Genomic DNA, 511 nt, shown 5'->3' with positions numbered 1-511 from the left:
CGCAGATCGGCGCCTCGTTGCCGACGAAGGGGCGCAGGCGGCGGTAGCGCCGCTTCGCCACCCGCGTGGCCCGGGCGATGTCGATGCGGCTTCGGTCCAGGAGCCGCATCAGGTTCGGAACGCGGGCATGGTCGATGCGCTGCCCGAGCACACAGGCGTAATCTTCGAGGAGCGCCGCGCCGCCATCGGCGACATCGTTGGTCGCGAGCGCCCAGCGCGGGCTGCCCTGAAAGGCGCGGGTGGCGTTGTAGATCGCCCGATCCGCAGCCTCCGCCGCAGAATGCCCGGCCGGGGGAGGCGGCAGGATGCTCACGAGATCCGGCGTCGCCTCCTCACTCAGATAGCCCTTGGGATTCGACGGGCCGAGCTTGTCCTTTTCGAGGGCGGGTGCCGATGGCTCGGGTCCGGCGGATCGGGCCGGCTGTGCCTGAAGCGGTGAGGCGACTGCGAGGAGGGCCAGCAGGGCGGCGAGGCGGACCGGCGCGCGGGTCGGACGGAACATCGGAGGAAA

The 511-nt window shown here is 71.4% G+C and carries 1 protein-coding gene; it reads right to left on the bottom strand.

What is annotated here, in order from left to right; all coding sequences use genetic code 11:
* Positions 1 to 511: phosphatase PAP2 family protein (locus MZTS_RS24890; protein ID WP_484502694.1), on the bottom strand; the 511-nt coding region annotated here is incomplete at both ends.

This window comes from Methylorubrum zatmanii (assembly GCF_014845115.1).
Lineage (GTDB): Bacteria > Pseudomonadota > Alphaproteobacteria > Rhizobiales > Beijerinckiaceae > Methylobacterium > Methylobacterium zatmanii.
The sequence above is the reverse complement of the archived record's forward strand: the minus strand, read 5'-3'. Positions and strand labels throughout refer to the sequence as shown.